The organism is Altererythrobacter sp. (assembly GCF_050299635.1).
GTDB lineage: Bacteria > Pseudomonadota > Alphaproteobacteria > Sphingomonadales > Sphingomonadaceae > Erythrobacter.
Map to the genome: position 1 here is coordinate 101,685 of NZ_JBNKWF010000008.1, position 10,336 is coordinate 112,020.

At 62.2% G+C, this 10,336-nt stretch carries 12 protein-coding genes; 6 read left to right on the forward strand and 6 right to left on the reverse strand.

From position 1 onward, the window contains the following. Nucleotides 1–4 precede the first annotated feature (4 nt). Nucleotides 5–1,303: a phosphoribosylamine--glycine ligase gene (purD, locus tag ACQY6C_RS06220; protein WP_427966228.1), complete on the reverse strand. Its 1,299-nt coding sequence runs from the start codon at nucleotides 1,301–1,303 to the stop codon at nucleotides 5–7. Here purD and xseA point away from each other — a divergent pair. The 4 genes from xseA to ACQY6C_RS06240 are packed head-to-tail and all read left to right on the forward strand — an operon-like array spanning nucleotide 1,302 to nucleotide 4,937. Then, nucleotides 1,302–2,789, forward strand: coding sequence for an exodeoxyribonuclease VII large subunit (gene xseA, locus ACQY6C_RS06225; RefSeq protein WP_427966231.1), 1,488 nt, complete (start codon nucleotides 1,302–1,304; stop codon nucleotides 2,787–2,789). The genes purD and xseA overlap by 2 nt on opposite strands. A gap of 36 nt (nucleotides 2,790–2,825) precedes the next feature. Continuing rightward, complete coding sequence (locus ACQY6C_RS06230; RefSeq protein WP_427966234.1) at nucleotides 2,826–3,029, forward strand: DUF2093 domain-containing protein; 204 nt, start codon at nucleotides 2,826–2,828, stop codon at nucleotides 3,027–3,029. Next, entirely contained in the window at nucleotides 3,026–3,913 is an 888-nt protein-coding gene (locus ACQY6C_RS06235) for a M23 family metallopeptidase (protein ID WP_427966236.1), read from the forward strand. Before ACQY6C_RS06230 ends, ACQY6C_RS06235 begins: the two co-directional genes overlap by 4 nt. Nucleotides 3,914–3,947: 34 nt before the next feature. Beyond that, nucleotides 3,948–4,937 carry an esterase-like activity of phytase family protein gene (locus tag ACQY6C_RS06240; protein WP_427966239.1) on the forward strand — a complete coding sequence of 330 codons (990 nt, stop codon included), beginning with the start codon at nucleotides 3,948–3,950 and terminating at the stop codon, nucleotides 4,935–4,937. A gap of 69 nt (nucleotides 4,938–5,006) precedes the next feature. Here ACQY6C_RS06240 and rpmB read toward each other — a convergent pair whose 3' ends face one another. Then, nucleotides 5,007–5,294 carry a 50S ribosomal protein L28 gene (gene rpmB / locus ACQY6C_RS06245; RefSeq protein WP_427966242.1) on the reverse strand — a complete coding sequence of 96 codons (288 nt, stop codon included), beginning with the start codon at nucleotides 5,292–5,294 and terminating at the stop codon, nucleotides 5,007–5,009. 151 nt (nucleotides 5,295–5,445) lie between these two features. On the opposite strand from rpmB, the gene ACQY6C_RS06250 reads away from it, so the two are divergent. Together ACQY6C_RS06250 and ACQY6C_RS06255 are read left to right on the forward strand one after the other, a co-directional pair. Continuing rightward, nucleotides 5,446–5,913, forward strand: a complete 468-nt coding sequence (locus tag ACQY6C_RS06250; protein WP_427966245.1) for a nucleoside deaminase — start codon at nucleotides 5,446–5,448, stop codon at nucleotides 5,911–5,913. 71 nt (nucleotides 5,914–5,984) lie between these two features. Beyond that, nucleotides 5,985–6,512 (forward strand): hypothetical protein, encoded by a 528-nt coding sequence (locus tag ACQY6C_RS06255; RefSeq protein ID WP_427966248.1) that lies wholly within the window; start codon nucleotides 5,985–5,987, stop codon nucleotides 6,510–6,512. A 51-nt stretch (nucleotides 6,513–6,563) separates the two neighbouring features. Here the strand turns inward: ACQY6C_RS06255 and ACQY6C_RS06260 are convergent, their stop codons facing one another. The 4 genes from ACQY6C_RS06260 to ACQY6C_RS06275 all read right to left on the reverse strand — a co-directional run bounded on the left by ACQY6C_RS06260 (nucleotide 6,564) and on the right by ACQY6C_RS06275 (nucleotide 10,333). Next, nucleotides 6,564–7,349 carry a ribonuclease T2 family protein gene (locus ACQY6C_RS06260; protein ID WP_427966251.1) on the reverse strand — a complete coding sequence of 262 codons (786 nt, stop codon included), beginning with the start codon at nucleotides 7,347–7,349 and terminating at the stop codon, nucleotides 6,564–6,566. Next, the gene (nadC, locus tag ACQY6C_RS06265) at nucleotides 7,346–8,206 is read right to left on the reverse strand and encodes a carboxylating nicotinate-nucleotide diphosphorylase (protein WP_427966253.1); all 861 of its coding nucleotides are present in this window, start codon (nucleotides 8,204–8,206) and stop codon (nucleotides 7,346–7,348) included. The genes ACQY6C_RS06260 and nadC overlap by 4 nt, the downstream gene beginning before the upstream one ends. A 115-nt stretch (nucleotides 8,207–8,321) precedes the next feature. Then, complete coding sequence (locus tag ACQY6C_RS06270; RefSeq protein ID WP_427966256.1) at nucleotides 8,322–9,119, reverse strand: LytR/AlgR family response regulator transcription factor; 798 nt, start codon at nucleotides 9,117–9,119, stop codon at nucleotides 8,322–8,324. After that, entirely contained in the window at nucleotides 9,116–10,333 is a 1,218-nt protein-coding gene (locus ACQY6C_RS06275; protein WP_427966259.1) for a sensor histidine kinase, read from the reverse strand. Before ACQY6C_RS06275 ends, ACQY6C_RS06270 begins: the two co-directional genes overlap by 4 nt. Nucleotides 10,334–10,336: the final 3 nt, after the last annotated feature.

The window sequence follows — 10,336 nt, forward strand, 5'->3', positions numbered from 1 at the left end:
GCGATCAGGCTGGGCTTTCCTGCTCGCCTTCCCGCGCGACTTCGCGCCAGCCGATGTCGCGGCGATAGAATCCGCTCGGGAAGGCAATCGCATCGACTGCGGCATAGGCGGCGGCTTGCGCCTCGGTCACATTGGCGCCACGCGCTGTGACGTTGAGCACGCGTCCGCCATTGGCGACCAGCTTGCCTTCTTTCAGCGCAGTACCTGCATGGAAGACCTTGGCACCGTTCGCTTCGGCGGAATCGAGATCGATCGCGCCGCCCTTTTCCGGCGTGGAAGGATAGCCCTTTGCTGCCATCACCACGGTGAGGGCTGTCTCGTCGGCAAAGCGGGCTTCGCATTCGGCCAGGCGACCTTTGGCACAGGCCAGCATGATCTCGCCCAGATCGCTCTCCAGCCGGCTCATCAGCACCTGGCATTCGGGATCGCCGAAGCGGCAATTGTATTCGATCAGTTGCGGGCCGCATTCAGTCAGCATCAGCCCGGCATAAAGCACGCCCGAATAGGGCATGCCCTCCGCGCGCATGGTGGCGACCGTCGGCTCGATGATCTCGCGCATGGCGCGCGCCTGCAGTTCTTCGCTTAGGACAGGTGCGGGAGAATAGGCACCCATGCCGCCAGTGTTGGGGCCGGTATCGCCTTCGCCCACGCGCTTGTGATCCTGCGCGCTGCCGAAGGGAAGGATTGCGGTGCCATCGGTCAGGGCGAAGAAGCTCGCTTCCTCGCCTGTCAGGAACTCTTCGATCACGACTTCGGCGCCCGCTTCTCCAAAGGCCCCGCCGAACATGTCGGTCAGCGCCTCCTCCGCCGCTTCGCGCGTCTCGGCGATCACCACTCCCTTGCCTGCGGCCAGGCCGTCGGCCTTCAGCACATAGGGTGCGGCAAAACGGTCGAGCGCCGCCAACGCCTGATCGAGCGAAGGAGTGCGGACATAACCCGCGGTGGGGATATTGGCGCGCTCGCACAAATCCTTGGTGAAGCCCTTGCTGCCTTCAAGCTGCGCCGCCGCTTTGGATGGGCCGAATACGGCGATCCCATCGCTCCGCAGGCTGTCGGCGAGACCATCGACCAGCGGCGCTTCTGGCCCGACTACGACCAGACCGATCGCATTCTCGGCGCAAAACGCTGCCACTGCCTTGTGATCGCCAATGTCCAGCGCCACGCATTCGGCATGTTCGGCGATGCCCGGATTGCCCGGACTGGCGAAGAACTTGTCCCCGTCTGCGGCCAGCAAGCGGGATTGCGCCAGCTTCCACGCTAGCGCATGTTCGCGTCCGCCCGAGCCCAGAAGAAGGATATTCATGGCTGCTTCCCCGCCTGATGATGGAAATGGCACTGGTGATTCCGGGGGGCTGGTAGCGCGCTCGGGCAGAGGCGACAACGCCGAGCCCTATTCGATCACCGAGATTTCCGCGATGCTCAAGCGGACGGTAGAGGACCGCTTCGGCTTCGTGCGCCTGCGCGGCGAGCTTTCCGGGGTCAAACGGGCGGCATCGGGCCACCTTTATTGCGCGCTCAAGGACGAGAAAGCGGTGATCGACGCGGTGATGTGGCGCGGCAATGCTTCGCGCCTGCCCTTCGCGCCCGAAGACGGGCTGGAAGTGATTGCCAGCGGCAAGCTCACCACCTATCCGGGCCGTTCCAAATACCAGATCGTGATCGACAGCCTCGAAATAGCAGGCGAGGGCGCGCTGCTGGCATTGCTCGAGAAAACGCGCAAGCGGCTGGAGGCGGAGGGCCTGTTCGCGCGCGAACGCAAGCGCCCCCTGCCGTTCCTTCCGCGTGTGATCGGGGTGGTCACATCACCAACCGGATCGGTTATCCGTGATATCCTTCACCGCCTTGCCGACCGCTTCCCAAGCCATGTGTTGGTCTGGCCCGTGCTGGTGCAAGGGCAAGGCTCGGCAGAGCAGGTAGCGCAAGCCATCCGTGGCTTTTCAGCCCTTTCGGCAGAAGACACGCTGCCCCGGCCCGATCTTCTGATCGTTGCGCGCGGCGGCGGGTCGATTGAGGATCTGTGGGGCTTCAATGAAGAGGCGGTGGTCCGCGCCATCGCAGAATGTACCATTCCGGTTATATCGGCAGTCGGCCACGAAACCGACACAACGCTGGCAGACTACGTGGCCGACAGGCGCGCGCCGACACCGACCGCTGCTGCCGAAATGGCGGTGCCAGTGCGTGCGGATCTGCTCGCTACCCTGGCCGATTTTGCCAATCGCCAGTCGCAGGCGGCACTGCGACCGGTCGAATTGGGGCGCGAACGGCTGGAAGCGCGCACTCGCCGGATGCCTCGGCCCGAACAATTGCTTCAGCCGCAAGCGCAGCGGCTCGACGAACTGGGCGAGCGCCTGCGTCGCGCGCTGATGGACCGGGCCGGGCGTGGGCGTGAGCAGCTTGCCGGAATATCCTCGCGCCTGTCACCACGCGTGCTTGAACGCGGACTGCAGGATGGCAGGCGGCGGCTGGAAACTGCGCGCCTCACTCCAGCCTTGGTCACCCGTCCGCTGGACCAGAAGCGCGAATCGCTGGCGGCGCTTGCGCGCCTTGCCAGTCAGTTCCATCCAGAGAAGCCGCTTGAACGCGGCTATGCCATCGTCCGCAGCCGTGATGGCGTCGCGCTCACCAGCAAAGCCGCCGCCGCGAAGATCGACGAGCTGAGCCTGCAATTCGCCGATGGCTCGCTGGACGTGACGCAAACCGGCGGTGCTTCAGCTCCCCCAGTCAAGAAGCCTGCAAAGCGAAAGAAGACGTCGGGCGGTTCGCCTGCGCAGGACGATCTATTCGGTTAATTGTCGGTCCAGCCTCGACTTGCTAAAGGCAGGGTCATGTTGATGTCATCCAGCGACGATGGGGCGAAGCTCCAATACGGACCCAACGGCTTTCGCGTGCTCCGGCCGGGCCAGCATGTCTATTGCGCCGTCACCGGCGAAGCGATCCCGCTTGAGGAATTGCGCTATTGGAGCGCCGAGCATCAGGAGGCTTATGCCACGGCCGAGGCAGCAACCAGGCGACTGACCTCGGAAGCATGACGCTGGCAGGCCTTCCTGGCGCTTTTGCCGCGCTCCTTCTCCTCTCCAATCTCGTGCCGGGCACATTGCTGGCCGAAGGGGCGAATGCCGAGTCGCATCCTCGTTCCGCCAAGCCTGCCGCAAATGCCGGGCGTTTCCTGTGGCATGGCGAGCAAGAGCAAGGCGGCTGGATTCGCGGCCTGGTTCCTGAAGGCACGGTTTCGGCCAGCCTCGGGGAGCAGAAGCTTGCGCTTGCAGTGGATGGGCGCTTCTTCGCCGCCTTCGATCGCGATGCGCCTGCAGAATTGGAACTTGTTGCCCGGCTGAAGGATGGCAGGACCATCCGCCAATCGCTGGCGATCGCCCCGCGCGCATGGAAGCTGGAACGTATCAACGCGCCATTGCGGCCCGGCAAGTCGAGCGAGGCCTTTCTCAAGCGCCGCAAGCCCGAACTGGAGCAGATCTGGGCGGCGCGCGCGAAGGATTCGCAGGTCGACGGCTGGAAACAGGAATTTGTCTGGCCGGTGAAGGGCCGCATTTCGGGCCGCTTCGGATCGCAGCGTATCTATCAGGGCAAACCGGGAAGCTATCACACCGGGCTCGACATCGCGCCGGGCGCGGGCACGCCGTTCGTGTCGCCGGCCGATGGCGTGGTTGTGCTCGCGGCGAAAGTGCCCTTCTCACTCGAAGGCCATCTCATCATCATCGATCACGGCCAGGGGCTCAACAGCGCCTTCCTTCATTGCGCGACGATCAATGTGCAGCTGGGACAGAAGGTTAAGCAGGGCCAGCGGCTGGGTACTGTGGGCATGAGCGGACGCGCGACGGGGCCGCATCTCCACTGGAGCCTGAAATGGCGCGACGCGCGGCTTGATCCGCTGCTGTTCACCGGCCCGATGGGTTGAACGGTCCAGTCGGCGGGGCAAGGGCTGGGGCACGATGCGAAGGCTGATTGTCATTGCGGTGGTCGCGCTCGGGCTCGCTCCTGGTACCTGGTTGCGCGATGCCCCAAAGGCAGATGATTTGCGCCCGCTGCTTCACGCCGAAGACCTGGATGCGGGACGCGGCACTGCCGGTCAGCTTTCAGTTGAAGGCGTGTGGCACCTCACAAGCCCCAACACCAGGTTCCACGGCTATTCAGGGATCGCCGCGATCGCACCCGACGATCTTCTGGCCATAAGCGATATGGGCCACTGGCTCCGCTTCGCCCCTCCGGGGAACGACCGCCTGCCGCGCTTCGGCGATCTTGCGCGCGTCAAGATGGGCGACAAGCGGCAAGTCGATGCTGAATCGGTCACATATGATCCCGCGAGCCGGCATATCTGGATCGGATATGAGGGCACCAACACGATCGAGCGCAGCGGGCTTGCCATGGCTAAGCCGAAGCGCGCCAAACCCGAATCGATGCGCGGCTGGTGGAACAATAGCGGACCTGAAGCCATGGCGCGGCTGCCCGATGGGCGCTTCCTGGTGATCGGTGAAGGTTCCGAAGACTGGTTCGGTGGAGGCAAGCCGGCCCTGCTGTTCGATCGCGATCCGGTCGAGGATGGCGAGCCGCTCCAATTTGGATTCTCTGCACCTGAAGGCTTTAGCGCGACCGATATTGCCCCGTTGCGCGATGGCCGCGTTCTGATCCTGATGCGCAAGATCGAAGGCGTGATACCGCCGCGCTTCTCGGCCAAGATCGCACTGGCAGATCCTGCGCAGATCGAGCGGGGCAAGGAATGGCAGGGCCAGGTAATTGCGACAATTGAAGAGCCCATGCCCAGCGACAATTTCGAAGGGCTTACCGCCGTGCCACGCCGTGACGGTTCCTATACGCTATGGATGATCAGCGATGACAATGGTGCGGCCTTGCAGCGCACCCTGCTCTATCGTTTGCACTGGGCGCCGCAGCCACCAGCCGCCAAACGCCCGCCCGGAGGCTGAACGCAAAAAACGCGCAGGTTGCCCCGCGCGCCTTGCAATTCGAACAGCGCAGCCCTTGCGGGCGAGCAATCAGGCCGCTTCTTGCGCCTTCTTCAGCTCACGCTTCACCTTCAGCGCGTTGGCCGAAAGCTTTTCGTCCTTGGTCTTGAGCAGCCAATTGTCGAGGCCGCCGACATGTTCGACCGAACGCAGGCCCTGCGTCGAAACGCGGAACTTGAAGCTGCGATCGAGCTTTTCGCTGAGCAGCGTGACGTTCTGCAGGTTCGGCAGGAACACCCGCTTGGTCTTGTTGTTGGCGTGGCTCACATTGTGGCCAACCTGGCGGCCCTTGCCGGTCAGTTCGCAGATGCGCGACATGGTATCTCTCGTTCGTTACTGTTGCGGGCCACGATACGGATCGAAGGCCCCTCAAGTTTCGGGTTTTCCCGGAAAGCGGCGCGCTTAGCGGGGCAAGTGCGAATCGTCAAGCGAGTTGCGGCACACGCCGCCACCGGCTAGCGGGCGGCTTATGACACGCCAAGGAGCCAGATGGCCGATCCCGCAAGCGATGCAGCGTGCACTTGAAGTGGCAGGCGATGCAGCGCGCGAGGGAGAGGTGCCGATTGGCGCGGTGGTTGCGCGCGGGGAAGAGATTGTCGCGGTGGCGGCGAATCGCACGCGCAATCCGCCCGATCCCACTGGCCATGCGGAGATTCGCGCGCTGCGGATGGCAGCGGAATTGCTAGGGCAAGACCGGCTGACCGATTGCGACCTCTATGTGACGCTCGAGCCTTGTGCGATGTGCGCGGGCGCTATCAGCCATGCGCGAATCGCACGGCTCTATTACGCGGCACCCGATCCCAAGGGCGGGGCGGTAGAACATGGAGCGCGCGTGTTCGAACAGGCGCAATGCCTGCACCGGCCCGAGGTCTATTCGGGCATGGGGGAAGATGAAGCAGGTGAGCTGCTGCGCAGATTTTTCAAGGCGCGGCGCTAGAAACAGGAACGTCCGCTCACGGCCCAAAAGCGGACGTTGACATATAGGGCAATCAGTCTGAGAATTCATCCATGTCCGATAGTCCTATTAGAGGCAGAATATTTGCGTGGACGGTGGCAGTCGCAGTAACAACTGGTGCAATAGGGTTTTTCGGCTGGCAGCATGTCGCGCCGCGCTTCATTTCATACGATGCGTCAAACCATACCTACGCGCAGAACTTCGCAAATCTTGGTGCGACGGATGTCTGCGAGATGTTGCCATTGGAACAGTTCGGCAGTCCAATTGACGATGTCGGCAACCGGATTGCACCAACGATGACAGTCTATCTCCAAGCCCCAGAAGGTCGCAGGCCAAAGACCGGAGATGTGATCGAGATAAAGTATCCGGAAGAACTCGAAGGGCGGCTATTGTTCACGCAATCAGCGAGTGATGGATATGGCGGTAGTGGTTTGTTGAATTGGCTCGATCAACAACGCGATGCTCGATTGGCGTTAGCCATCTGGGATTCCACCCGCTCAGGCTCGCTTCAGTACAGCCTTGGAGACGTGCAGCTTTGGGGCGATTGCAAGAAAGCGCATGAGATTGAGGTCAGAAACTGAAACTTCAGGTGCCTTCCACAATGCCCGCTTTCCACCCAGTTCTGGACATCGCTACAGCCCCCGCCAGATTTTTGCGGGCGCGTCATCCTTCGCACCGAAACGCGCGCGGTCGCAGCGGGTCGGCATGAAGTTCCGACCGTAACAGAGCTTGAACTCCTCGAGCCATCCCTTGTCGTCGAGATGTACGCCCAGCGCCTCTGCCTTCCAACCGGGATTTGCGGTGAGGAAGGCCTTGCGAATGTCACCCACGGTCAGGCCCTTCTGGCGCGAAATGCGATCGTAGTCGGGCCAGCGCAGCGAGTTCCACAGGATACGGCTGACCTTGAAATAGGTCTCAGGGCGCTTGACCATGCAGGCCCCATGCTTCGCCCATTGATGGGCTACCAGCCTTGCCGAGGGTGTGAGGCAGAGCTGGCGCGCGATATCGATCCCGGTTGGGCGATTGCGAGTCGGGCACCATTGCGGCCAGGTCCGCCCGCTCTCTGGCCATAGCCCGTGCAGCACGAAGCCGAAGCGGCCATTGCGGCCTGAACATTGCAGAGCGTCGGCGCGCTTTGTCTCGCGGCCCTTGCAGAACTCGGGAGACCAGCTCAGCGCCAGCGTATAGCCGGTGACGGGCACTTGCCTGACGGGGCCGCTGCGCTCGGCAAAGGGTGCCTCGATGGCGCGTGGCATCCGGCACTGATAGGATTGCGCCTGGGCGACTACAGGGGCGAGTGCAAGCAAGATCGGGCCGACCCAGACGGCCCGCAAGACCGAATGGCCGCCGACCATAAGGCCGTTCCCGCGGAGGCCGTCGCCATTGCGACTGGCCGTGAGCACAAACAGCCTCGTCACAGCGCCGTGAAGTCCAGCCCGATATCGGCTGCGGGGGCGCTTTGGGTCAATCGTCCGACCGAAACATAATCGACCCCGGTTGCGCCCTTGGCTTTGATTGTTTGGAGATTGATCCCGCCCGATGCTTCGGTCGGGACGCGTCCGTCGACAATTGCCACGGCCTCGCGCAGCGTATCTGGCTCCATATTGTCGAGCAGCAGCCGGGTCGCTCCGGCCGCCAGCGCCGGTTCGATCTGATCGAGCCGGTCGACTTCGCAGATGATTTCCTGCACGCCGGCTTCGACCGCGCGGCGCACTGCTTCACCGACCGATCCCGCGACCAGAACGTGATTGTCCTTGATCATCGCCGCATCCCACAGCCCCATGCGGTGATTGCTGCCGCCACCCATGCGCACGGCATATTTCTCGAGGTGGCGCAGGCCGGGGATGGTCTTGCGTGTGTCGAGCAGGGTGCAATCTGGATTGTCCATGGCGTCGACATATTCGCGTACCATGGTCGCAATGCCCGAAAGGTGCTGGACCGTGTTGAGCGCGGCGCGCTCTGCGGTCAGCATGGCGCGGGCATTGCCGGTAAGGCGCATCAGATCTGTGCCCGGTTCTACCGCAGCACCTTCCTGCGCCAGTACCTCGATCTCCATATCAGGGTCGAGCGCGCGGAAGAAAGCCTCTGCCACCGGCAGGCCCGCAACCATGATCGCATCGCGGCTGTCCATCACGCCCGAAAAGCGCGCATCGGCGGGGATCACGCTTTCGGAAGTGACGTCATGCCCGCCGCCGGGAAGCCCTTCGCCAAGGTCTTCCGCCAGCGTGCTGCGGACAAATGCGTCGAGGTCGAAACCGGGGAGGGTGAAAGTCATGCAATTCTCCGTTCGCCCTGAGCTTGTCGAAGGGCCGATCTTCACTTCGAGACATGCGCTAGAAGAAAAAGCGGTACTTCGACAAGCTCAGCACGAACGGAATTGGAAGCGGTGCCTAATGCACGAAGCGTGCGACAACATCCCTGTAGGACCGCGAAACCTTCACCTCCGCGCCGCTATCCAGCACGAGGAAGCATTCGCCATTGGTGTGCGGTTTGACCTGCCGGACCTGGTTGAGATTGACGATGGTTGAGCGGTGGACGCGCTGGAACTTGCGCGGGTCGAGCCGCCGTTCGAGATCCTTCATCGTTTCGCGCAGGATCAGCGAATTGTCGCCGGTGTAGATGCACATATAGTCGCCTGCCGCCTCGATATGCTCAATCGAATCGACTTCGACACGGAATATCTGCCCGCGATCCTTCACATTGATGAGCCTTTCGAAACGTTCGCTCGATTCGCTTTCGCTGTCGGCGAACTCTTCCGCCTTGTCGGGCGCAACTTCGCTCAGCACACCGAGCAGCTTGTCGGCCTCTTCGGCGCCTTTCTTCTCGGCCAGGCGTATGCGCACGCGCTCTACCGTGTCGGCCAGCCTGTCTTCATCGACGGGCTTCATCAGATAATTGACGGCATTGGCTTCGAACGCCCGGATCGCATGTTCCGCATAGGCGGTGACAAATACGATCAGCGGAGGTTCGATCTCCATGATGCCTTTCACCACGGAGAATCCGTCAAACCCGGGCATCTGGATATCGAGGAAAACAAGGTCGGGTTTCTGAGTCTTGATCTTGCGGATCGCTTCGCGCCCGTTCGAACAGGTGTCGATCACTTCGACATCGTCGAATGCCTCGAGGCGGAGCTGCAGGCCCTGAATGGCCAGCTTCTCGTCATCAACAAGAATGGTTCTGATAGTCATGCGTTACTTCCAATGGCGCGGCCGGGATTGAGGGGGATAATGGCCGCAGTTTCAGGGGGATCGATCCGTTGTTCGGATTCTGTTGACCGGGCAGCTTCCTCGTCTGCTGCCTGGTAGGGAATTTCGATCAGTACGCTGAAGCCGCCGCCCGGTTCCGAGCGGGTTTCAAAGCGGTGATCGGTGCCATAGGCCTGCGCCAGGCGATTGCGAATATTGGCCAGGCCGACACCCGTGGACGTAAGTTTGCCGGCAGAGCTATCCGCCAGGCTTCGCAGGTCCTCTTCGACGGACTCCGGGAAGCCAGGCCCGGTGTCCTCGACACTGATACGCAGGCGATCGCCCACGACACGGGCCGAGAGAGAGATCTTGGCACCCTCCTCTTGCGGAGAGACGGCGTATTTGATGGCATTTTCGATCAGCGGTTGAAGCAGCATGGAAGGCAGGCTGGCGTCCAGCGCACGATCTTCGATCTCGAATTCGGTGCGCAGCCGGTCCTCGAACCGCATCCGCTCGATCCCGAGATAGAGCTGGAGAGTTTCGACCTCCTGCGCCAGCGTGACCTGGCTGCCCGGCTCCACCACCAGCGTGTGCCGCAGGAAAGAGCTGAGCCGGGTCAGCATGGCGTTGGCGGGTTCGGTCTGCTTGAGCAGCACGAGGGTGCTGATCGAGTTGAGCGTGTTGAACAGGAAATGCGGGTTGAGTTGATAGCGCAGCATGGCGAGCTGAGCACTGGTGGCCTGTGCTTCCAGTCGTTCGAGGCGATCTGCCTGCTGTTCCAGCGTGAGAAAGTAATTGATCGCGAAATAGAGCGCGCTCCAGCCGCCCAGCAGCGTGAGCGGAATATAGCTCAGGCCAATAAAACGCTGGGCAAAGGTCGTCTCCCGGATTCCCGCGTAATAGATGCCCTGCACCCAGGCGTCGATCGAGGCATGGATGACCACCGCACCCAGCAGCACAAGGACCGCAGAGGTCCAGGTGACAAGCGGCTGCTTGCTGATGAGCTGACGATAGATCACCGAGAGGATGAGGCTGATCGAAAAGCCCGTGATTGTGGTGACCAGGATGACCGCCAGCAGGTCGAGCGACTGGCTGTTCGCCATCGCTGACATGGAGCGCAGCAGGAAAGCTCCGCCCCAGCCGGCAAACTGGAGGTTCCAGAAGGCCCGGTTCTTGTTTGCAAAGAACGGCGTCGGTCTGATCGGCAACATCGCCATGAA